24 protein-coding genes are annotated in these 20,715 nt (G+C 46.4%); 8 read left to right on the top strand and 16 right to left on the bottom strand.

The annotated features are described in order from the left end of the window. Window positions 1–172 precede the first annotated feature (172 nt). The 4 genes from P8H32_RS01870 to P8H32_RS01885 are packed head-to-tail and all read left to right on the top strand — an operon-like array spanning window position 173 to window position 2,863. The gene (locus P8H32_RS01870; protein ID WP_297292984.1) at window positions 173–799 is read left to right on the top strand and encodes a hypothetical protein; all 627 of its coding nucleotides are present in this window, start codon (window positions 173–175) and stop codon (window positions 797–799) included. Window positions 800–829: 30 nt separating this feature from the next. Beyond that, window positions 830–1,807, top strand: coding sequence for an alpha/beta hydrolase (locus tag P8H32_RS01875; protein WP_297292983.1), 978 nt, complete (start codon window positions 830–832; stop codon window positions 1,805–1,807). Between the two features lie 52 nt (window positions 1,808–1,859). Continuing rightward, on the top strand, window positions 1,860–2,255 hold the full coding sequence (locus tag P8H32_RS01880; RefSeq protein WP_301088324.1) for a VOC family protein: 396 nt from the start codon (window positions 1,860–1,862) through the stop codon (window positions 2,253–2,255). Between the two features lie 8 nt (window positions 2,256–2,263). Beyond that, window positions 2,264–2,863 carry a trans-aconitate 2-methyltransferase gene (locus P8H32_RS01885; protein WP_301088326.1) on the top strand — a complete coding sequence of 200 codons (600 nt, stop codon included), beginning with the start codon at window positions 2,264–2,266 and terminating at the stop codon, window positions 2,861–2,863. 115 nt (window positions 2,864–2,978) lie between these two features. Here the strand turns inward: P8H32_RS01885 and P8H32_RS01890 are convergent, their stop codons facing one another. Further along, window positions 2,979–3,947 (bottom strand): DUF1722 domain-containing protein, encoded by a 969-nt coding sequence (locus tag P8H32_RS01890; protein ID WP_301088327.1) that lies wholly within the window; start codon window positions 3,945–3,947, stop codon window positions 2,979–2,981. Window positions 3,948–4,118: 171 nt separating this feature from the next. Between P8H32_RS01890 and P8H32_RS01895 the strand changes: the two genes are divergently transcribed. Together P8H32_RS01895 and P8H32_RS01900 are read left to right on the top strand one after the other, a co-directional pair. Then, complete coding sequence (locus tag P8H32_RS01895) at window positions 4,119–5,744, top strand: AAA family ATPase (protein WP_297292981.1); 1,626 nt, start codon at window positions 4,119–4,121, stop codon at window positions 5,742–5,744. 2 nt (window positions 5,745–5,746) lie between these two features. Beyond that, window positions 5,747–6,478, top strand: coding sequence for a general secretion pathway protein GspB (locus tag P8H32_RS01900; protein ID WP_301088329.1), 732 nt, complete (start codon window positions 5,747–5,749; stop codon window positions 6,476–6,478). Between the two features lie 3 nt (window positions 6,479–6,481). On the opposite strand, the gene P8H32_RS01905 is transcribed toward P8H32_RS01900, so the two are convergent. Continuing rightward, entirely contained in the window at window positions 6,482–7,366 is an 885-nt protein-coding gene (locus P8H32_RS01905) for a LysR family transcriptional regulator (RefSeq protein WP_301088331.1), read from the bottom strand. A gap of 110 nt (window positions 7,367–7,476) precedes the next feature. Here P8H32_RS01905 and P8H32_RS01910 point away from each other — a divergent pair, with 110 nt between their 5' ends. Together P8H32_RS01910 and P8H32_RS01915 are read left to right on the top strand one after the other, a co-directional pair. Then, window positions 7,477–8,247: a ferredoxin--NADP reductase gene (locus tag P8H32_RS01910; protein ID WP_301088333.1), complete on the top strand. Its 771-nt coding sequence runs from the start codon at window positions 7,477–7,479 to the stop codon at window positions 8,245–8,247. Continuing rightward, window positions 8,248–8,484, top strand: coding sequence for a DUF2970 domain-containing protein (locus P8H32_RS01915; RefSeq protein ID WP_297292977.1), 237 nt, complete (start codon window positions 8,248–8,250; stop codon window positions 8,482–8,484). Between the two features lie 113 nt (window positions 8,485–8,597). On the opposite strand, the gene P8H32_RS01920 is transcribed toward P8H32_RS01915, so the two are convergent. The 14 genes from P8H32_RS01920 to P8H32_RS01985 form a co-directional block, all read right to left on the bottom strand. Then, a complete protein-coding gene (locus P8H32_RS01920; RefSeq protein ID WP_297292976.1) occupies window positions 8,598–8,840 on the bottom strand; it encodes a DUF6868 family protein in 243 nt (80 codons plus the stop codon). Window positions 8,841–8,869: 29 nt separating this feature from the next. Continuing rightward, entirely contained in the window at window positions 8,870–9,508 is a 639-nt protein-coding gene (locus tag P8H32_RS01925; protein ID WP_301088335.1) for a glutathione S-transferase, read from the bottom strand. Further along, a complete protein-coding gene (locus P8H32_RS01930; protein ID WP_297292974.1) occupies window positions 9,509–9,913 on the bottom strand; it encodes an SMI1/KNR4 family protein in 405 nt (134 codons plus the stop codon). 54 nt (window positions 9,914–9,967) lie between these two features. Next, the gene (glmS, locus tag P8H32_RS01935; RefSeq protein WP_297292973.1) at window positions 9,968–11,800 is read right to left on the bottom strand and encodes a glutamine--fructose-6-phosphate transaminase (isomerizing); all 1,833 of its coding nucleotides are present in this window, start codon (window positions 11,798–11,800) and stop codon (window positions 9,968–9,970) included. 28 nt (window positions 11,801–11,828) lie between these two features. After that, window positions 11,829–13,190, bottom strand: a complete 1,362-nt coding sequence (gene glmU / locus P8H32_RS01940) for a bifunctional UDP-N-acetylglucosamine diphosphorylase/glucosamine-1-phosphate N-acetyltransferase GlmU (RefSeq protein ID WP_297292972.1) — start codon at window positions 13,188–13,190, stop codon at window positions 11,829–11,831. A gap of 145 nt (window positions 13,191–13,335) precedes the next feature. Next, a complete protein-coding gene (locus P8H32_RS01945) occupies window positions 13,336–13,758 on the bottom strand; it encodes a F0F1 ATP synthase subunit epsilon (RefSeq protein ID WP_297292971.1) in 423 nt (140 codons plus the stop codon). Window positions 13,759–13,807: 49 nt separating this feature from the next. After that, complete coding sequence (gene atpD, locus P8H32_RS01950) at window positions 13,808–15,205, bottom strand: F0F1 ATP synthase subunit beta (RefSeq protein ID WP_085760493.1); 1,398 nt, start codon at window positions 15,203–15,205, stop codon at window positions 13,808–13,810. Between the two features lie 89 nt (window positions 15,206–15,294). Continuing rightward, on the bottom strand, window positions 15,295–16,161 hold the full coding sequence (gene atpG, locus P8H32_RS01955; protein ID WP_301088336.1) for a F0F1 ATP synthase subunit gamma: 867 nt from the start codon (window positions 16,159–16,161) through the stop codon (window positions 15,295–15,297). Between the two features lie 45 nt (window positions 16,162–16,206). Then, entirely contained in the window at window positions 16,207–17,751 is a 1,545-nt protein-coding gene (gene atpA / locus P8H32_RS01960; protein WP_301088337.1) for a F0F1 ATP synthase subunit alpha, read from the bottom strand. 52 nt (window positions 17,752–17,803) lie between these two features. Next, on the bottom strand, window positions 17,804–18,340 hold the full coding sequence (locus P8H32_RS01965; RefSeq protein WP_301088338.1) for a F0F1 ATP synthase subunit delta: 537 nt from the start codon (window positions 18,338–18,340) through the stop codon (window positions 17,804–17,806). 12 nt (window positions 18,341–18,352) lie between these two features. Continuing rightward, on the bottom strand, window positions 18,353–18,823 hold the full coding sequence (locus P8H32_RS01970) for a F0F1 ATP synthase subunit B (protein WP_297292689.1): 471 nt from the start codon (window positions 18,821–18,823) through the stop codon (window positions 18,353–18,355). 55 nt (window positions 18,824–18,878) lie between these two features. Then, window positions 18,879–19,118, bottom strand: a complete 240-nt coding sequence (gene atpE, locus P8H32_RS01975) for a F0F1 ATP synthase subunit C (RefSeq protein WP_085758116.1) — start codon at window positions 19,116–19,118, stop codon at window positions 18,879–18,881. 50 nt (window positions 19,119–19,168) lie between these two features. After that, window positions 19,169–20,095, bottom strand: a complete 927-nt coding sequence (gene atpB, locus P8H32_RS01980) for a F0F1 ATP synthase subunit A (RefSeq protein ID WP_301088339.1) — start codon at window positions 20,093–20,095, stop codon at window positions 19,169–19,171. Window positions 20,096–20,151: 56 nt separating this feature from the next. Beyond that, window positions 20,152–20,550 (bottom strand): ATP synthase subunit I, encoded by a 399-nt coding sequence (locus tag P8H32_RS01985; protein WP_301088340.1) that lies wholly within the window; start codon window positions 20,548–20,550, stop codon window positions 20,152–20,154. Window positions 20,551–20,715 lie beyond the last annotated feature (165 nt).

The following is a 20,715-nucleotide window of genomic DNA, read 5'->3' on the forward strand; positions in this document are numbered from 1 at the left end:
TTTTTATTATGGGCAACATCGGGCTTGCCTATGCCTACTGTCCCTATGGTGCCTTTATTGCCGGGTACGCCCATGCATTTGATGTGTATCCACAGCAGGTTTGTAATGCCTGGGGTTGTAGCGTTGTTTCGCAACAGGGGCCTTGCCAACACCCCATATGGAGATGTCGCTAATGAACAAATTAAAACAGGCCACTGAGAAATTAAATACTGTCATACATTCTATTAGTCCCTGGGTTTATCTGGCAGGTCTTGTTATCGTATTTCTTATTCCACAGACCTTTAAAAATATTCCTTTAAAACAGATTATTGTTAAGGTTGAAACGGTGGATTTGAGCACCATCGTTAACAGTGAAGCGCCGCCCAACCCCGCTTCTCCTGCTGCCAGGTTTCAACAAATGGTGACCTATACAATTCGCTGCGCCGCAGCATCAACCAGTGATGTGTGTGACGCTACCGCTCTGGAGTTTCACTTTCCTGCAACACCTCCCCCCAGTATCGATATCACACTCAATAGAAGTAACTATAACGCCAATATCCAACATGCCACATTTGATGGAAATGGAAGAAAAAAATATAAAATTACTCTCAGTTCAATGACGGCCAAAGATGAACTGAAAATTGTTAGCGGGATCAAGGGCCATGTTGACCAGGAGGATCTGGACTTGCTTGATCATGCCAGCCAGGACCTTATAGGCCATCGGATTTCCTGCTCAAAAATTGCCGGGGATAACTGGTTTTTAATCTGCAATGAGTCGCCAACATTTGCTCAGCGCATAAGTGCTATTTCACCCTTTTAACTCTGATAAACATTCTGTCAGGAGATATCTATGCTGTTCGCCACTAATCGCACTCCGCGCCAATCGGCAAAGTCTAAAAAAAATAGAACCATTAATTTTTCATTGCAAAATACCAGTGTCCGGCAAGATATGTACTTTTGCCGCCGGCATGGCGTTGATGATTATTCTGAGATCGGCAACCAGGCTTTTTTTCAACAGCTAAAAGACCTGGATGGTAAAACTCAAATTTTATTTTATATTCATGGTTTTAATAATACGGGTGAAGCCGATGTATTTCCCAATGCCCTGATGTTACAGAGTATGTTCGACGAGTTAAGCCCGGGGCTGGTACATATTGTTCCTTTAATCTGGCCCTGTGATGATGATTCCGCGGTTGCTTTTATGGATGATTACTGGGATGACCAGCGGGCTTCAAGAGCCAGTGGTGATGCCTTTGCCCGCATGCTTGGCCTGTTTGATAGCTGGCGTAAAGAAGAGGCGAAAAAACCTAACCCCTGTAGCCGCCGGATGAATGTGCTAGCCCATTCTATGGGTAACCGTGTATTGCGCAATGCTATTAATAGCTGGGTAAAGTTTGATATGGCGGGCAATATGCCGCAGCTATTTCGCAATGTATTTATGGTGGCCGCTGATGTTGTTAACCATACCCTGGAATATGAACACGACGGCCGCTATATCCCTGATTCTGCCAGAAATGTGGTGGTGTATTATGCCAATGATGATTTAGCTATGCCTGCCAGCAAGGTAGCCAATCTTAAAAATATAACGGCATCGCGTCGGCTGGGTATGACGGGGCCGGAGTCTATGTCGGAGGAGCGGTTGGCAAAAAATGTTTTTGAAGTGGACTGCGATAATTTTAATAATAGTTGGGGGGATAAAAAGGGGCATACATATTTTTTACGTAATGATGCCGGGGTGATTAGTCCGGTGGTTCATCATATGTTGGCGGCGATTGATGGGGGGCGGGTTTTGCCGGCTAAGCGGCAACATGTGTTGGAGAAGCCTTAGCCCTTCAAGATCTCGTAGTATTTTAATGTTAGAGAATTTTATGAAGCCACGAATGAGTATGATCACTTTAGGTGTTGAGGATTTAAATCGATCGGTGGCGTTTTACCAAAACGGTTTAGGTTTTCCTCGCCAGGGTGATGAAGAGAATGTTGCGTTTTTTAATTTGAATGGCACCTGGCTTGGACTTTATGGCCGGGAAGCGTTGGCGGAGGATGCCCAGGTCAGTGCCGAAGGCTCGGGTTTTAATAGTTTTGCCATTGCCCATAATGTGCATTCGGAACAGGAGGTGGAAGCGGTGATGCAAACGGCGCTGGATGCCGGGGCGGAGCTGGTTAAAAAACCGCAGAAAGTATTTTGGGGTGGCTTTAGTGGTTATTTTAAAGACCCGGATGGTCATTTATGGGAGGTGGCTTATAATCCATTTACCTGGATTGGCCCGGCAGATTAAAGGACTTCATGAAACCTTCCGATATTGGCAAAGCCTACAATACCATTACCCACCTGTGGCAAAGCCCCAGGTTTAATCGCAACAATGGTATTGACGCGCATAAACGGGCGATCGCTTTTTTAACTAATAAGCGCACAGCATTGGATGTAGGTTGCGGATGTACTGGGCGCTTTATCGATCTGTTACTCGCCGAAGGCTTTGTTCCTGAGGGAGTAGATATCTCCGATAAGATGATAGCCCTGGCCCAGGAGCGGCACCCTGATATTTGTTTTTACCAACAGGATATCTGTGAGTGGGATATTCCCAGTCACTATGACCTGATTACCGCCTGGGATAGTATCTGGCATATCCCCCTTGAGCGGCAAAAGGATGTGCTGGCCAAACTGGTAGCCGCTCTCAATAAAGGTGGGGTATTTATTTTTTCCTGTGGTGCCACTGAAGAAGCCGGTGACCATACCGATGATTTTATGGGGCCCGAGGTCTATTACTCAACACTGGGTATTCACGGTTTTCTGGAACATTTGACCAGTCTGGGCTGTATCAGTCGGCACTTTGAATATGACCAGTACCCGGAGCTGCACGCTTATTTTATTGTGCAAAAGCCGTAGTGATGCCTAGGCTGGATTGCAATCCACCACTTCCAAGCATGCGCAGATTGGGTTGTTGGCCAACTGGAAAATTAACCCACGCCGTCGTCCCCGCGTAGGCGGGGACCCAGCGTCTCTAGATTCCCGCCTTCGCGGGAATGACATTGTCCATTAGAAAAGTCTGCTGACCTATATAATCATTAGGGTAAGTATTAAAGTAATGATTAAGCAATTTTACCGGTACAATTAATGGCACCTCGCCGGTGCGGTACTGGTCAATTAATTGATCAAAGGAAATTCTTTCGGTACTGCTGATATCCCGTTTTAAATAACCTTTAATATGTGATAGCGCATTGCTATAACCCTTGCGGGTAGCCGAACACTTAAGCGCCGTCATTAATAGCTCAATAAAATGGTCCGCCTGCTGTTGCGGATTCTCACGATCGGGTTTGGATAACAATCGGCCAATTTTCTTGTAGTGGGTAACACTATGTGCCATCACCAAATATTTATAACGGGAGTAAAACTGGCTGAGCTGGTGTAGTGTTGGTATATCACCGACTTTGTTTAATTGCTTCCATTCATGATAGGCATGCACCCTACGGACAAAATTTTCACGCAGGTTGGGGTCATGCAGGCGACCATTTTCTTCTACGGGTAGTAAAGGATCATTATCCATTATCTGTTGCGCGTAAACACCGACACCGGTATTGGCTAAGGCATTGCCTTCATCGTTATAGCGTTTAACTCGCTCATAGCCACAACTGGGGGAGCCTTTTACAAAAACATAACCGGCAAATTCCCGATGCTTTGCTGTCATCTCATTGGCAAAATTTCTTAATGGCTGCGCATATTCAATGGTTTGTGTTTCGCTGTCCTTAACATAGATGCCTTCATTGTTTTCAACAATTCTGATCGGCTCACGGGGTACAGGTAAACCAATGGCCACCTCTGGGCATAGCGGAATCATATCCATGGTTTCAGCCAGCTTTTCCAATACATGACTGCGCTTTTTAGCATCGCCACTATAGCGAACAGCATGGCCGACCAAACAAGCTCCGATACCGACTTGAGGCTTTGTGGACGCTGCACTTTCTGAGCTCATTATATTTCTCCCAAGAACCACTTTTTTTCATATACGGCGCAGGGCGAATTTCCGATCAATCTGGCCAATATTCAGTGTTTACGGGGGCTGCAATAGCTTTAAATGGCGGATTTATGCATAATAAGCCGCGTTTATTAGTCGATTAGCCACAGGCATTAAAGGCCAGAGCTTATGTACCACAGCTACTTTGGTTTAAAAGAAGCGCCCTTTTCTATAGCGGTAAACCCACGCTACCTCTTTATGAGCGCCCGCCACCGGGATGCTCTGGCCCATCTGCTCTATGGTGTGGGTGTGGGCGGCGGTTTTATTCTGCTAACCGGCGAAGTGGGAACCGGTAAAACGACGGTTAATCGAAGCCTGTTAGAACAAATTCCCGACAATACCGATATCGCCCTAATCCTCAACCCGGCACTCAACGCGGTTGAGTTGTTGGCTACCGTCTGTGATGAGCTGGGGATCGAGTACGATAGTGGTGAGCAAAGTCTTAAAGTCTTAACGGATAAGTTGCATCAGTTTTTATTAAGCAACTATGCCAGCGGCCGCAATACCGTGCTGTTGATTGATGAAGCACAGCATTTGCAGTTTGAGGTGTTAGAGCAAATACGGCTGTTAACCAACCTTGAAACCAACACCAAGAAGTTGCTGCAAATTGTTTTGGTGGGGCAGCCTGAGTTACGCGCCCTGCTCAACAAGCCCGAGCTAAGACAGCTCGCCCAACGTATTACCGCTCGCTACCAATTAAAGCCGCTCAATCTTGCCGAGACCGATGCTTATATCCGTCATCGCCTACAGGTTGCTGGCTTACCCGCCAATCAAACCCTGTTCCCGAAAAAAGTGGTTAAAGGTATTCATACCGTTAGCCGCGGCGTACCCCGCATTATTAATGTGTTATGTGATCGCATGTTGCTGGGCACTTATGGGCAAAATAAAACTATGGTTGATCGCGCTATGTTAAAACAGGCGATTACCGAAGTGATGGGCGAAGAAGATGATATCGAACTGCATGCGCCGAAAAACTTTTGGCCCATTATTGCCAGCCTGGTAGCAGCAATCTGTATCGCAGCCGCTTGGTGGGCATGGCCCACTGCCAGCATAGAACAAGCTGCGCCTAAGGTTGTAGCCACGCCAGACATTAAAGAACCTGTGATAGTGGCCCCATCCATACCTGTTAAACCCGTCCCTGCCACACCCATCTGGATCAATAACGAACAGCAAGCGATCAATGAATTAGCTTCTGTACTTAAAATAGATACCACTACGCTAACTATCGACTGCAACAAGAAAGGCTATACCAGCCCACGCTGTGAACGGCTGACGGTAAAAACCTGGCAAGAATTAATGGAATATAACCGACCTGCGGTTTTATCGATGATTACCGCCGCCAAAATGCAAGTCTATGTGACGCTGGTTGCTATTGATAATCAACAGGCCACGGTGCAGCTGAACAATCAAATCGTGGAAGTCCCCCTATCGGCTATTGGCGAAATTTGGACTGGGGATTTTATGTTTATCTGGACACCGCCGCCGGGCTATAGCAAACCTTTTTCTGCAGAATATAGCGGCCCGATGGTGAAATGGCTGGCGCAGCAATTTGCCGAGCTGGATGACCAAAATTCATTATTGGCTGAAGCTACTTTTAATGCGGCACTCGTGCAGCGGGTTAAAATTTTCCAGAAAAATAATCAGTTATTAGATGATGGTGTTGTCGGCTTAAAAACTTTACTAAAACTTAATGAGCGGTTAAACAAAGCCACAACGCTTAATCCTTTGACTGATAATACAGCGACGGAGGGTTAAGCATGTCATTGATACTTGATGCCCTGAATCGTGCCGACCGGGAAAGAGCGGAAGAAAACCATATCCCTAACCTCCATGCCAGTCATGGGCCTGCCCTTCAAACTAGCAGCCCGATTCGGCGCTGGATTATAGAGGGGGTTATCATTGCAACTGCCATTGCAGTCTTTGCCTATTCACAGTGGTCGGATGAAACCGTTACTCCAGTAGCTCCAATAACTTCAATAACTTCAATAAAACCAACAACACCTGTACCAGCCCAGCCGGCTCCGGTTAAACCCAGGCCGGCAGAACCTGAACCTGTTGTTGAAAAGTCGGTTGTTACCAAAGCTACTGAAAAACCTGAAACCGACACCGCGATAAATGCTTTATATAAAAAACCTGTGAAAGAAGCACCGGTGGTTAAAAAATCTATCGTCAGTACGCCACCTGTTACTGAGCCGGTAGTTGAACAAGAGGTGGATAATACGCTGTTTATTTTGCAACAAATCCCCTTAATCACTGAACGCTCAACGCGTTTTCAGCGGGGAATACCCACCATAAATTATGAGGTGCATGTCTACTCAGCGGAAGATGGCGCAGGTTTTGTAAAACTGAATGGAAGCATTGCCCGAGTCGGCACTCAAGTGGCGCCGGGGTTGAGGCTGATTGCTATATTAAATGACAGTATTGTACTGGATATGAATGGCACGCAATTTCGTTTGCCCGCCTTAAATAGCTGGGTCAATTACAATTAGGTCTTATTTTAAATGTCGCCGGCAAAGCGCTAACCAGCGCTGGATACCTGCACTGCGATATTTGTTTTTGTGCAGTACACAATAAAACGCCCGTTTTAAATCCCGGTGGGGTACTTGCAGGGGAATAAGGGAGCCGCGCTGAAACGCATCGGATAAAGTGATGGCAGACAAACAGGATATACCAAGACCCGCTTCTACTGCCCGCTTGATTGCTTCGGTATGTTGTAACTCCAACTTAATGGTCTGCTCCGCTAAGAGGCCATGCATCGCGCGGTCAAAACCTTGCCGGGTACCCGACCCGGTTTCCCTAAGAATCCATTGTGCAGCAAGCAAGTCATCATCATCCAGTAATGGCTTTTTAGCCAACGGGTGATCGGGTGCGCAAAACACCACTAACTCATCATCACGCCAGTGACTCACTTCCAGGTCGGCGTGGTGGAACTCACCCTCTATTAAGCCCAGGTCTAAATCAAAGTTAAGTACCTGCCTGGCAATAGACTCGGTATTGGCAACTTCCAGTTCTATCTCTGCCCCGGGGTTTTCACCCATAAACTCGGCGATTAAACCCACCGCCAGATAGTTACCAATGGTCAGGGTTGCACCCAGTTTGATATGGCCAATATCTTTGTGGTTAACCAACTCCTGCTCTAACGCCCTGGCTTGTTCAATCAGGGCCTGCGCTTTCGGCCGCAGTGACAAGCCTTGTTCGTTAGCCTGCAGGCGCTTGCCCACCCGGTCAAACAACTGCATATCAAACTGTTGCTCAAGATCTTTAAGCGCCCCACTCGCCGCAGACTGGGACATAGCGAGGCTTTGCGCCGCTTTAGTGACATTCTCAAAGTGGGCGGTGGCAAGAAAGACTTCTAGTTGTCTGAGGGTATAACGCATAGCTCTATATCTGTAAATCCGATTATATAAACAAGAATAACCCGTTTTACTAATATATCAACCCCCCTTACTCTAACCTCATGAATCAACGGCAAGATTAAGGAACCACCATGAGCAACTTACTGACCGAACAAGTGACCGACGTTAACCACTGGACAGACACGCTATTCAGCTTTAAAACCACCCGACAATCCGGCTTTCGCTTTAAGAATGGCCATTTCACCATGATTGGGCTGGAGCGAGAAGGTAAGCCATTAATGCGAGCTTATAGTATTGCCAGTGCCAACTATGAAGATGAGCTGGAGTTTTTTAGCATTAAAGTACCGGATGGCCCCCTAACCTCTGAGCTTCAGAAGATTCAACCCGGCGACAATATCTTGGTCAGCAGCAAACCTACGGGCACTTTGATTCTGGACAACCTGCTGCCGGGCAAGAACCTGTATCTTATTAGTACTGGCACTGGCCTGGCTCCCTTTATGAGTATTATCAAAGATCCTGAGACTTATGAGCAGTATGACAAGGTTATCCTGACTCATGGCTGCCGCTATGTGGATGAGCTGGCCTATCAGGAGTCGATTAATGAGCACCTGCCAGAGAATGAATACTTTGGCGAGCAAATTAAACAGCAGTTAATTTATTACCCCACAGTAACCCGTGAAGCTTTTAAGAATGAAGGCCGCATTACGGATTTGTTAGCCAATGGTAAACTGGCCAGTGATATTGGCCTGCCCGTCTTCAATAAAGAAGACGATCGCTTTATGATTTGCGGCAGCCCCAGTATGCTGAAAGATACCTGTGCAATTTTGGATGCACAGGGTTTACAAGAAGCCCGACGCGGTAATGCTGGCCATTATGTGATTGAAAGGGCTTTTGTTGAATAAATGACTCTGCAGGAAGTAATGATGGAAAATGACAATGCCGACACCGAAAAGCCACTCTCTTTTTTTCAAATGGTCGGCAGTGTTTTAGCTTCGTTTTTTGGGGTGCAAAGCAAAAAGAACAAAGAACGAGACTTTAAGCGCGGTAAAGCCTCGCAGTTTATTGCGGTGGGAATTTTAATGACCATTGTCTGGTATGGGGCAATTTACTTTTTAGTCAATATTGTATTGGAAAAATAGACTCTGTGTCGTCCCCGCGCAGGCGGGGACCCAGTGCTTACGACTAGGCCGTAAGTTGGATTCCCACCTCCGTGGGAATGACGGTGGAAGGCAGGGATAACGGCGGCGGTTTATCAGGCAAAAAACCGCAACACCAGATAAGGTGTTAAAAAAAATACAAACACCAACAGTTTAAATATTCCTAAACCACAGTAGTGAATGGTATCAAAACCATCTTCCGATAATTTAAACCAAGTGCTGTGAATCTTAAATACCGTGTCTCTGGCGATTGAAAAGAACAAAAACCAAAGTAATAGCAGTAGATAATTAATCACTGCCCCCCAACCAAAAAATCCGATCAGTAATTCGCTATTCATAATCTTTCCCTCTTCATTGATTAAATCGATTATTGAAAAACTTCGGTGGTATCTCCAGGTTTCCAGGGTTGTCTTTTTTGCATACAGCGGTCGAACATTGCAGAGTCTAAAAGACCAGTTAACCATAGTTGCAGATTATTGTATTGACTCTGGTCAAACCAGGGTTTATCTACAAAGGCAAACTGGCGAATAAAAGGGAAAATAGCGATATCGGCTATGGAAGGCTTATCATCGATTAAATAACGATGGCCACTAAGCCTTTGTTCCAGCACCGCTAAAAATTGCTCACCGTCATTACGATACTCTTCCATGGTTTTTTCAGGATAGCGATCTGCATATTTATAGCGATCAAGGCTGGCTTTAAAGTCGCCATCGTTTTGATCGATAAGTTTTTGGATTAGGGTTTGGTCTGCCCTGAGAAGCTGCTCGGGGTCATTGTGCTGCAGCGCCCAATTCACAATGTCCCCGCTTTCATCGAGTACACGGCCATCGCTTAACACCAAAACCGGTACGGTTCCTTTGGGAGAATACTCAAGCATTGAGGCGGGTTTATCCCGCAGTACGATTTCCCTAAGTTCTACGGCTATCTGGCTGGATAACAGAGCTATTCGTGCGCGAATGGCATAGGGGCAGCGGCGAAAGCTATAAAGTATCGGTAAATTATCCAATTAACTATTTAGCCAAACATGTTCTGCCCATACCCACACATCGGCCCAGGGGTCTTCATCGGTAACGGCGCCATTTTCCCAGAAAACGACTTCGCCTATTTCATTGGTGCAATAGTAGCTTCCACGATATTCACATAGGGGGATCAATTCACGAGACACGCCCAGTGACCAGGCCACTGCTGCAACTTCCGGTAAATAAGTATGGGAATTGGGGTCTGCAACCGTCACCGGCTCCATCGTTCCGTAAATCACATCACTAACCGTCAGCATAAATTGCCGGAATTCACTATCCAGCGATACCAGTATTTGCTCTTCGGCATCAATAATATCGTCCATATCCGGCAAATCGAGGGGGACAGGCACATCTTCACAGCAGGCCCTTAACTCGGCAATCACTCTTTCCATCACAACATCTCAATCATAGAAAGGTGCCATTGTACGCTATTGGCCGGAGATTTCTTATTCTACAGTGACTGACTTCGCCAGATTTCTGGGCTGGTCAACATCGGTGCCTTTTAACACAGCGACATGATAAGACAATAGCTGTAGCGGGATGGTGTAGATAATCGGAGCAATGGCATCAGCGACATGAGGCACGCTGATAACATGGAGACCGTCACCACTACTAAAACCTGAGGCTCGATCGGCAAAAACGAATAGTTCACCGCCACGTGCCTGCACCTCTTCGAGGTTGGATTTGAGCTTTTCCAGCAATTCATCATTGGGTGCCACGGCTATTATCGGCATTTCGGCATCAACTAACGCCAATGGACCGTGTTTTAATTCGCCAGCCGCATAGCTTTCTGCATGAATGTAGGAAATCTCTTTCAGCTTTAGTGCACCTTCCATAGCGATGGGCCACTGTGCGCCACGACCTAAAAATAGTGCATTATTTTTTTCGGCAAAAGCTTCGGACATCTTATGGATAGGTTTATCCAGCGCCAGGGTTTCTTCCAATAAGTCCGGCAGGCCATGAAGAGCCTTAACAATATCTGCCTCGCTTTCTTTGCTCAAACCTCGGCGGCGACCCAGGGCAACGGTTAACAACATAAGCGCGACTAACTGTGTGGTAAACGCTTTAGTTGACGCCACGCCAATTTCTGGCCCGGCTTCGGTCATTAACGCTAAATCGGATTCGCGGACTAATGAACTTTGTGCAACATTACAAATGGTCATGGTGGAAGCATAGCCTAAGGTTTTTGCTAAACGTAAGGCAGCTAATGAGTCGGCCGTTTCACCTGACTGGGAAATAGTAACGAGTAAGGTATCCTCTTGAACAACAAATTTCCGATAGCGGAATTCACTGGCCACTTCGACGCGGCAGGGAATACCCGCAATACCTTCAATCCAATACTGGGCCACCATACCTGAGTGATAGCTGGTACCACAGGCAACAATTTGTACCGCTTTAGTCTTATCTAAAATAGCCTTGGCTTCTGTGCCAAATGCCTGTTCTAAAATATGATCTTTACCAATGCGACCTTGCAAAGTGTTTTTTATAACCTTTGGCTGCTCATAAATTTCTTTGAGCATATAGTGGCGGTATTGTCCTTTGCTGGCTGATTCAGCCTGATCCGTTAGATGCAGTTTTTCGCGCTCTACTTCTGCACCCTCTTTGTCCCAGATTCTATAACTATCTGGCGTAATTTCAGCAAAGTCGCCCTCTTCCAAATAGATAAAGCGATCGGTTACCTGGCGTAAGGCCAGCTGGTCAGAGGCTAAGAAATTTTCACCAATACCTAAACCTAAAACTAATGGGCTGCCGCTACGGGCACAAATAATTTTCTCGGGCTCATCTTTATTAATAACGGCTAAACCAAAAGCACCTTCTAATTCTTTAACTGCTACATTAACTGCTTCTAATAAATTTAAACCGGTTTTTATTTTTGAATGAACCAGATGAACAATAGTTTCGGTATCGGTTTGTGAGCTGAAGGTATAACCCTGTGCTGCTAGCGATTCACGTAATTCTTCATGGTTTTCAATAATACCATTATGAACTAAAGCAATTTGATCGGAAGATAGATGCGGGTGTGCATTAGCCTCAGAGGGCTGGCCATGGGTTGCCCAGCGTGTATGGGCTATACCGGTGGTACCGGATAGCGGGCTTTCTAAAACGGCTTCATCTAAAACCGCGACTTTACCCAATTTTTTATGACAGCCAATTTTTCCATCACGATCAGTAATCGCTACACCGGCAGAGTCATAACCTCTATATTCAAGGCGTTTCAAGCCTTCTACCAGGATTGCCGATACTTCCCTTCGGGCCGCTGCCCCTACAATTCCACACATAATTTTACCTAAGGTCTACATCAATAGATTATGATTTTTTAGTCGGTCGTTTCCAGCTATCAAGATTTTTTTGTTTGCCACGAGCTACGCCGAGTTGGTTATCAGCGACATCGCTGCTTATCGTCGAGCCCGCACCCACAGTGGCATTGCTGCCAATATTCACCGGTGCTACCAGTGAACTATTGGAGCCAATAAAAGCACCATCACCAATATTAGTGGTCGATTTATTAACACCATCGTAGTTACAAGTAATGGTACCTGCACCGACATTGACGCCCTTGCCGATATTGCTATCACCAATATAAGTCAGGTGATTAACTTTGCTGCCTTCGCCGATATTGGCTTTTTTAGTCTCTACAAAATTGCCAACTTTAGCTTTGTCAGCCAACACAGAGCCGGGGCGCAATCTGGCAAAGGGACCTACATCACAATTTTCTGCAACGGTGGCATTTTCTAAAATACTATTAGCTTTGATCACGGTACCTTTGCCAATTGTAGAGTTTTCAATCACACAATTTGGGCCAATAGTCACGTCATCGGCGATAGTTACATCACCAATAAAGACACAATTAACATCGATAAAAATATCCTGGCCGATGGTTAAGTCACCGCGAATATCAATTCGCGCCGGGTCAGCCAAAGTCGCGCCTTCAGTCATTAAGCGCTCAGCTTGTTGCTGTTGGTAAAACCGTTCCAAGCCGGCCACTTGTAGACGATTATTTGCACCCTCTACTTCCATTGCTGATTGTGGATGTTGGGCGGTAACAGTCATGCCGTCCTTCACCGCCATAGCAATAATGTCCGTTAAGTAGTATTCGCCTTGCGCATTATTTGAGGATAGTGCGGGCAGCCATTGGTTAAGTTTTGCGGCCGATACGGCCAGTATGCCGGTATTAACTTCATTGATAAGCAGCTGTTCTTCACTGGCATCTTTTTGCTCAACAATGGCGGTAATAACGCCTGACTCTCTAACGATACGACCATAGCCGGTTGGATTATCCAGATAAACCGTTAATAGGGATAAGGTATTCTCATTGGCAGCATCAACTAAAGCAGATAAGGTTTCAGCGGTGACCAGGGGAACATCGCCATAAGCAATTAGGACAATGCTGTCAGCTTTAACGGCTGGCATTGCCTGGGCAACAGCATGACCAGTACCTAGCTGTTCGCTTTGGATGGCCCAATGCAGATCAGCATCAGCAAAGTTTTGCTGGACCTGTTCAGCCCCATGACCAATCACCACATGAATAGCACCAGCCTGAATTTTCTTTGCAGTATCAATAACATGGCCAACCATAGGCTTACCAGCAAGCTGATGTAAAACCTTGGGAAGCTTAGAGCGCATACGGGTGCCTTTGCCCGCTGCTAAAATTACGACTTCTGTAGTCACTCTCTATTCCTTTGTAGCGATGCTTTTCATCTAATACTGTGGCTAAGTTGCCGTTTTTATTAGATTTTCAGTTTTTATTATTGTAGTCGGGTAAACAAAAAAGGGTAGCCTAAGCTACCCTTTTCTTTGGAACTAATGCAGTTGTTTAGCCCATCTTTTTACGGATGGCCTGCAAGGTTCTAAGTTGTGCTGTGGCGGCAGCCAGCTGAGCGCTTGCTTTGCCATAGTCGAAGTCACCAGACTGGTTAGCCAGGGCCTGTTCTGCTTCTTTTTGCGCTTCAAGCGCTGAAGCTTCGTCGATATCACCAGCGCGAACAGCCGTATCGGCTAATACGCTAACGGTGCCCGGCTGAACTTCCAGGAAACCACCAGAGACGTAGTAAACTTCTTCTTCGCCATCTTGCTTTTTAATGCGAATGGGCCCTGGCTCCAAAGATGTCAGTAGGGGGGCGTGACCGTAGCCAATACCTAAGTCCCCTAATGAGCCTGTCGCCACGAGCATTTCTACTAGCCCAGAGTAAATTTCTTCCTCTGCACTAACGATGTCGCAATGTACTGTCATAGCCATAAATAATACGCCTAATCGTTATGAAGTGTAAGAAACGCTTGCGCGCTTCTTACATAGACTTCGCTTTTTCAAGTACTTCGTCGATACCACCACACATATAGAACGCCTGCTCTGGAATGTGATCGTACTCACCTGATAACAGGCCTTTGAAGCTTGAGATAGTGTCTTTCAGAGAAACATACTTACCGGGAGAACCAGTAAATACTTCTGCAACGTGGAAAGGCTGAGACAAGAAACGCTCAATCTTACGGGCACGGTTTACAGTCTGCTTATCTTCTTCAGACAGTTCGTCCATACCCAGGATGGCGATAATGTCTTTCAGTTCTTTATAACGCTGAAGTACTGACTGAACGCCACGAGCAACTTCATAGTGCTCTTGACCGATGATTAGTGGGTCAAGCTGACGTGAAGTAGAGTCCAGTGGATCAACCGCTGGGTAAATACCCTTAGCAGCGATATCACGAGACAGTACAACGGTCGAATCCAGGTGAGCAAACGTGGTTGCTGGTGATGGATCGGTCAAATCATCCGCCGGTACGTATACCGCTTGAATAGATGTGATAGAACCTGTCTTGGTTGAAGTAATACGCTCCTGCAACTCACCCATTTCCTGAGCAAGAGTAGGCTGGTAACCAACCGCAGAAGGCATACGACCTAGCAGTGCCGATACTTCGGTTCCCGCCAGTGTGTAACGATAGATATTATCAACGAACAATAGAACGTCTTTACCTTCGTCACGGAATTTTTCCGCCATGGTCAAACCCGTTAGTGCAACACGTAGTCTGTTACCTGGGGGCTCATTCATCTGACCGTAAACCATCGCTACTTTTGATTTGCTGAACTCTTCAACGTTTACAACGCCAGCTTCCTGCATTTCGTAGTAGAAATCGTTACCTTCACGAGTACGCTCACCAACACCTGCGAATACTGATAAACCTGAGTGCTCAGTCGCGATGTTGTTGATCAATTCCATCATGTTTACGGTTTTACCAACACCCGCACCACCGAATAGACCAACCTTACCACCCTTGGCGAATGGGCAAACCAGATCGATAACTTTGATACCGGTTTCCAGCAATTCTTCAGACGCTGCCAATTCATCATAAGCAGGCGCTTTACGGTGGATAGAGGCGCGCTCTTTTTCACCGATGGGGCCACACTCATCGATTGGGTTGCCCAGTACGTCCATGATGCGACCCAGTGTTTCAGTACCTACAGGTACTGAAACTGGAGCGCCGGTGTTGGCTACTGCCAAACCACGGCTAACACCTTCAGAAGAACCCATCGCGATTGCGCGAACGACACCGTCGCCCAATTGCTGTTGTACTTCTAACGTCAAACCTTTTTCGGTGACTGTCAGTGCGTCATAAACCTGGGGGACTGCGTCGCGTGGGAATTCCACGTCGATTACCGCGCCAATGATCTGAACGATTTGTCCGCTACTCATTTCCGGTTCCTCTTTAGGATTTTCGGGTTTGGCTTTTTCGGCCTCACCATCAAAATTAAATTCTGTTTGATCTGTCATGGTTGTGTTGCTTAGCTGCTAATTGCGGCTGCACCACTAACAATTTCAGAAAGCTCTTGAGTGATTGCTGCCTGACGGGCTTTGTTGTAAACCAACTGTAAGTCGTCAATCAGATCGCCCGCGTTATCGGTCGCATTTTTCATCGCTAACATCCGCGATGCTTGTTCACAGGCGCCGTTTTCAACCACTGCCTGATAAACCTGCGATTCAACATAACGAGTCAGTAAGCCTTCTAACAATTCTTCAGCATCGGGCTCATAGAGATAATCCCAATGATGCTTTAACTTCTCGTCATCTTCTGCCTGCAGTGGCAACAACTGTTGCACTGTAGGGTTTTGCGTCATGGTGTTAACGAATTCGTTGCCCACCAGATACAATTTATCGATCTTGCCTTCGCTATAAGCGTCGAGCATAACTTTTACGCTACCGATTAAATCGGCAATCGCAGGATCTTCACCCAAGTCACGCACTGCAGCTACTACATTGCCGCCGTAACTGTTGAAGAAACCCGCGGCTTTTGCACCCACAGTACAGACATCAATTTCGATATCCTGATCTGCGTAAGACTGCATGGTTTTGATGCCTGCTTTAAACAAGTTAATGTTCAAGCCGCCACATAAGCCACGGTCAGTCGATACAATTATAAAACCTACGCGTTTAACGTCTCTTTCCAGCATGTACATATGCTTGTACTCTGGATTTGCGTTAGCAATATGACCAACTACCGAGCGAATCCGCTGCGCATAAGGTTTACCGACTTCCATACGGTCCTGCGCTTTACGCATTTTACTAGCAGCAACCATTTCCATTGCGCTGGTAATTTTCTGCGTACTTTGGATACTCGATATTTGAGTACGTATTTCTTTTCCGCTTGCCATTCTATTTACCTATAAACGGGGCCAATAACAGCCCCATAAAAAGTATTAGTAAGTCTGAGTCGACTTAAACTTCTCAACCAACTCAACGAACTTCGCTTTGTAGTCATCATTCCAGTCACCGGAAGCGGCAATCGCTTTCATGGTGTCTGCGTATTCTGAATTAGCAAATGACAACAGGGCTGCTTCGAAATCACCGATTTTTTCAACGGCAACATCGTCCAAGTGGCCTTCGTTCGCGCAGTAAACAATCAAGCCCATTTCCGCAACATTTAAGGGTGCGTACTGTTTTTGCTTCATCAATTCTGTAACACGCTCACCGTTATCTAACTGAGCACGTGTTGCATCATCAAGGTCAGAAGCAAACTGGGAGAATGCCGCCAATTCACGATACTGTGCCAAAGAGGTACGAATACCACCGGACAGCTTCTTCATGATTTTGGTTTGTGCAGCACCACCAACACGCGATACAGAGATACCTGCATCCATTGCTGGACGGTTACCGGCGTTAAACATATCCGCTTCAAGGAAGATCTGACCATCGGTAATCGAGATTACGTTAGTCGGTACGAAAGCCGATACGTCACCCGCTTGAGTTTCGATAACAGGTAGAGCCGTCAATGAACCGGTCTTACCTTTAACTTCACCGTTGGTAAACTTCTCAACGTAGTCAGCGTTTACACGAGCAGCACGTTCTAATAGACGCGAGTGCAAGTAGAAAACATCACCAGGGTACGCTTCACGACCTGGAGGACGACGTAGTAACAAAGAGATCTGACGATATGCCCAAGCCTGCTTGGTCAAGTCATCATAAATGATCAGTGCATCTTCACCGCGGTCACGGAAGTATTCGCCCATGGTACAGCCGGCAAAAGGCGCCAAAAACTGCATCGCCGCTGGATCAGAAGCTGTTGCTGCAACGATGATGGTGTGATCCATCGCGCCGTGCTCTTCCAACTTACGAACAACCGCAGCAATCGAAGACGCTTTCTGGCCAACCGCTACATAGACACACTTAATGCCTGAGTCTTTCTGGTTGATGATCGCATCAACAGCAATCGCTGTTTTACCGATCTGACGGTCACCGATGATCAGCTCACGCTGGCCACGACCGATGGGTACCATCGAGTCAACGGATTTCAAACCAATCTGTACTGGCTGATCAACCGACTGACGCTCGATAACACCGGGAGCAACTTTTTCGATAAAGTCTGTCGCTTTCGCGTTGATAGGACCTTTACCGTCGATAGGGTTACCCAGTGCGTCAACAACGCGACCTTGTAGTTCAGGACCAACCGGTACTTCAAGTACGCGACCAGTACACTTACAAGTCTGGCCTTCCGCCAGGCTCTGGTAATCACCAAGAACAACCGCACCCACAGAGTCGCGTTCAAGGTTCAACGCCATACCGTAGATACCGCCTTCAAATTCAATCATCTCACCGTACATAACGTTGGTAAGACCGTGGATACGAATAATACCGTCAGTAACAGATACGACGGTGCCCTCGTTTTGGGCTTCGCTAGACACATCAAGTTGATCGATGCGGCTTTTGATAATTTCGCTAATCTCAGATGGATTCAGCTGTTGCATTGTCTTTTCCTCATTATGGGGCCAGGTTCGTTAACCAACCCCTTCTTCTTCACTAGGAATTCATTGCTTCGGCAAGTTTATTCAAGCGTCCGCGCACACTACCGTCGATCACTACATCCGCAGCGCGAACCACAACGCCACCTAGCAGGTTCTTATCAACAACGGTTGCCACGTTTACATCACGCTCTAACTTACCGCTTAAGGCCGTAGCCAATTTTTCCTGAATAGCAGCATCCAACTCAAAGGCAGTTGCTACTTCTACTTCAACACTCTTTTCGCGATTCGATTTAAACTCTTCAAAAAGTGCTGAAATCGTTGGCAATAGCGGCAGGCGCTTATTGTCAGCTAACACTTTAATAAAGTTCTGTGCGTTCGCAGTCAGCTCATCACCACACACTTCCAGGAACTGTGCAGCCTGTTGGCCGGAGGTTAAAGATGGTGAGGTTAAAACCTTCACCATGTTGTCTGCTTGAGCTACAACGCCAGCGGTTGCTAATTGCTTAGACCAGGCGGCCAAGTCATTAGCGTTTGCTGCAAATTCAAATGCGGCTCTCGCGTATGGTCTTGCCAGGGTGCTTAATTCAGCCATGCTAAATCTCCCTTACAGACCGGCAGCCAGTTTTTCAACCAACGCCTTATGTGCGCCTTCATCGATAGAAGCTTCAAGTACCTGTTCGGCACCTGCCAACGCTAAACCAGCTACCTGCGAACGCAGGGCTTCTTTAGCACGGTTAACTTCCTGATCAATTTCAGCTTTCGCAGCAGCTTTAATACGGTCGCCTTCTTCATGGGCGGCCGTTTTTGCTTCATCGACAATTTGGTTTGCACGCTTGTTAGCGGCATCGATAATAGCAGCAGCTTCCTGCTTGGCTTCACGTAATTGCTGTGTCGCTTTTTCCTGTGCCAGTTCTAAATCTTTACCAGCACGGTCAGCAGCTTCAAGACCATCAGCAATCTGTGCTTCACGCTCGTCCATGGCATTGCGAATCGCAGTCCAGACGAAGGCTTTACAGAACCACACAAACGCAAGGAATGTGATGGACTGGCCAATCAAAGTCAGATTAATGTTCACGCCGACACCTCAGCTTAAATAAGTTTATAAAAAAAGTTGTTGTTAACTTTTTAACTTAAGCGGCTAAAGTCGGTACAACGACGAACAATACGTACATGCCGATACCAACACCGATCATTGGAACCGCATCCAATAGACCAGCGATCAGGAACATCTTGCCCTGAAGCATAGGAGCCATCTCAGGCTGACGTGCAGAACCTTCAAGCAATTTGCCGCCTAAAAGACCAAAACCAATAGCAGTACCAGCGGCACCCAAACCAATCAAAAGAGAAACGGCGATTAATGCAAGACCCATTTTTCTATCTCCAGTAGTGAACGAAACGTTCGTTTAGTTAAAAGTAAAGTTTAATGTTCTTCGTCTACATCGTGCGCCATCGCCATATAAACGATAGTTAACACCATGAAAACAAAAGCTTGTAACGCGATAACCAGTATGTGGAAGATCGCCCAACCCAGTTGCAAGAAGCCCGCTAATACACCGAGGAATAAACCGGCACCGAACATCGCAGCAATCAGGATAAAGATCATTTCACCAGCGTACAGGTTTCCGAATAAACGAAGACCAAGAGAAATAGGCTTGGCGATGAGAGAAACACTTTCCAGGATAAAGTTAACTGGAATTAAGAAGATATCGACATACCACTTACCAGCATGGAAAGGGTGTAGAGTTAATTCTTTAACAAAACCCATAAAGCCTTTTTCTTTGATGCTGAAGTAGATCATCAGGAAGAATACAGTGAAGGCCATACCCAAAGTGATATTGGGATCAGTGGTTGGAACCACTTTGAAGAAGAAGTGCGGATCGCCGGTAGCCCACATCATTAGCTCTGGAATCCAGTCAACCGGGATCAAATCCATCAGGTTCATAAAGAAGATCCAGATGAAGATAGTTAGTGCTAAAGGCGCAACCAGTGGATTTTTGTAGTGGAAAGTATCTTTTACGTTGGTATCGATAAAATCGATAATCATTTCAATAAAGTTTTGTAGACCTTTGGGAACACCTGAGTGCATGCCAACGGCAACTTTGCGGAAGATAAAGGCAAAGATTAAACCCAGGGTAATCGACCAGAACATGGAATCAACGTGAACCGCCATAAAACCCATGTCTTTCATTTCGACATCGTTATGGGCCAGGGTCCAGGTATCTTGAGTAAGAGTTTCAGTCGTACCATCGTAACTTTCACGAACATAACCTTCTGGCAACTTGCCGTAAGTCATATTGGTCAGGTGGTGCTTGATATAGCTTTCAGTGGTTAACGTATCACCAGCCATGCTGTTTAATACCTGTTAGATAAAAATTAAAAGCAGTTCCAAATTCTTTTTGCGATTCATCTTTTGATGACTCGCAGCGCCAAAATCCAATTCAACGCCATCATAAATATATAAGTCAGGAACAACGCAGCGGGGTTTATTGGTTGAATCAGTGCAAAGGCACCGGCAAACAACACAGCTGTTGATAAAAACTTTCCTGCTTCGCCACGATAAAATGATCGGGCTACATCTCCTGCTGCTCTCGCTCCTGAAAAGCGAAATGCCCAACGGGCAAAATAAGCATTAGGGCCTATCGAAATTAAGCCGCCCACAAGAGCCGATAAGGCCGCTGTGGTATCCACAAAATACAAGCCTGCGGATATCACCAACAACACCAGTAGTTGCAATACAAAAAGCCGCGTTAGAGGCGGTTTACTCAGTTGAGCACCGGTGGCTGCATCTTTGTTTGACTGCATTTCCACGCTAATTCTCGCTCAACGCCTCTGGGTGCGTATCGTGACTCTGGCTACCTGAATTCAGGTCAAAAACCTGAAAATGGAGTGGCTGCTTAATCAATCGTCGATTAAGGCGGGCGCATTATAGGGATAAAGGGGGTTCTGTTCAACCAAATATTGAGTTTG

Source organism: Oceanicoccus sp., from assembly GCF_029238675.1.
Classification (GTDB): domain Bacteria; phylum Pseudomonadota; class Gammaproteobacteria; order Pseudomonadales; family Dasaniaceae; genus Oceanicoccus.

What these genes read in the sequence shown, in the direction of transcription:
- P8H32_RS01945 (WP_297292971.1), bottom strand. Translation starts at nt 13,758, where the DNA reads ATGGCTATGACAGTACATTGCGACATCGTTAGTGCAGAGGAAGAAATT.
- P8H32_RS01870 (WP_297292984.1), top strand. Translation starts at nt 173, where the DNA reads ATGAACAAATTAAAACAGGCCACTGAGAAATTAAATACTGTCATACAT.
- P8H32_RS01985 (WP_301088340.1), bottom strand. Translation starts at nt 20,550, where the DNA reads ATGCAGTCAAACAAAGATGCAGCCACCGGTGCTCAACTGAGTAAACCG.
- P8H32_RS01875 (WP_297292983.1), top strand. Translation starts at nt 830, where the DNA reads ATGCTGTTCGCCACTAATCGCACTCCGCGCCAATCGGCAAAGTCTAAA.
- P8H32_RS01890 (WP_301088327.1), bottom strand. Translation starts at nt 3,947, where the DNA reads ATGAGCTCAGAAAGTGCAGCGTCCACAAAGCCTCAAGTCGGTATCGGA.
- P8H32_RS01910 (WP_301088333.1), top strand. Translation starts at nt 7,477, where the DNA reads ATGAGCAACTTACTGACCGAACAAGTGACCGACGTTAACCACTGGACA.
- P8H32_RS01880 (WP_301088324.1), top strand. Translation starts at nt 1,860, where the DNA reads ATGAGTATGATCACTTTAGGTGTTGAGGATTTAAATCGATCGGTGGCG.
- P8H32_RS01930 (WP_297292974.1), bottom strand. Translation starts at nt 9,913, where the DNA reads ATGGAAAGAGTGATTGCCGAGTTAAGGGCCTGCTGTGAAGATGTGCCT.
- atpB (WP_301088339.1), bottom strand. Translation starts at nt 20,095, where the DNA reads ATGGCTGGTGATACGTTAACCACTGAAAGCTATATCAAGCACCACCTG.
- atpD (WP_085760493.1), bottom strand. Translation starts at nt 15,205, where the DNA reads ATGAGTAGCGGACAAATCGTTCAGATCATTGGCGCGGTAATCGACGTG.
- P8H32_RS01900 (WP_301088329.1), top strand. Translation starts at nt 5,747, where the DNA reads ATGTCATTGATACTTGATGCCCTGAATCGTGCCGACCGGGAAAGAGCG.
- P8H32_RS01965 (WP_301088338.1), bottom strand. Translation starts at nt 18,340, where the DNA reads ATGGCTGAATTAAGCACCCTGGCAAGACCATACGCGAGAGCCGCATTT.
- atpE (WP_085758116.1), bottom strand. Translation starts at nt 19,118, where the DNA reads ATGGGTCTTGCATTAATCGCCGTTTCTCTTTTGATTGGTTTGGGTGCC.
- P8H32_RS01920 (WP_297292976.1), bottom strand. Translation starts at nt 8,840, where the DNA reads ATGAATAGCGAATTACTGATCGGATTTTTTGGTTGGGGGGCAGTGATT.
- atpA (WP_301088337.1), bottom strand. Translation starts at nt 17,751, where the DNA reads ATGCAACAGCTGAATCCATCTGAGATTAGCGAAATTATCAAAAGCCGC.
- P8H32_RS01895 (WP_297292981.1), top strand. Translation starts at nt 4,119, where the DNA reads ATGTACCACAGCTACTTTGGTTTAAAAGAAGCGCCCTTTTCTATAGCG.
- P8H32_RS01885 (WP_301088326.1), top strand. Translation starts at nt 2,264, where the DNA reads ATGAAACCTTCCGATATTGGCAAAGCCTACAATACCATTACCCACCTG.
- atpG (WP_301088336.1), bottom strand. Translation starts at nt 16,161, where the DNA reads ATGGCAAGCGGAAAAGAAATACGTACTCAAATATCGAGTATCCAAAGT.
- P8H32_RS01905 (WP_301088331.1), bottom strand. Translation starts at nt 7,366, where the DNA reads ATGCGTTATACCCTCAGACAACTAGAAGTCTTTCTTGCCACCGCCCAC.
- glmS (WP_297292973.1), bottom strand. Translation starts at nt 11,800, where the DNA reads ATGTGTGGAATTGTAGGGGCAGCGGCCCGAAGGGAAGTATCGGCAATC.
- P8H32_RS01915 (WP_297292977.1), top strand. Translation starts at nt 8,248, where the DNA reads ATGACTCTGCAGGAAGTAATGATGGAAAATGACAATGCCGACACCGAA.